At 73.8% G+C, this 248-nt stretch carries 1 protein-coding gene; it reads right to left on the bottom strand.

From position 1 onward, the window contains the following. Window positions 1-248: hypothetical protein (locus KVS67_RS12540; protein ID WP_217565500.1), on the bottom strand; the 248-nt coding region annotated here is incomplete at both ends.

Here is a 248-nt window from a genome sequence, read left to right on the forward strand (position 1 = left end):
CGGCGGAGACGGGGCGCCCGCAGGTCGCCGGCCCCCACGAGACGAAGCCGGCAGGCAGGGTCTTGCGCTTGCCGGACTTCACGGACTGCTTCATGCGCTTGGCCCGCTCGGCCTCGTCCTTGACGTACGCGAACTTCGCCGCGGCCTTGCGCTCGGCCGCCTTGTTCTCGATCACGTGCGCGGGGGCCTGGACCACCACGGTGCCGGAGGTGTCGAAGCCGGCCCGGCCCGCCCGGCCGGCGATCTGG

Origin of the sequence: Micrococcus sp. GbtcB5, from assembly GCF_019091605.1 — a bacterium.
GTDB classification, from domain to species: Bacteria; Actinomycetota; Actinomycetes; order Actinomycetales; family Micrococcaceae; genus Micrococcus; species Micrococcus luteus.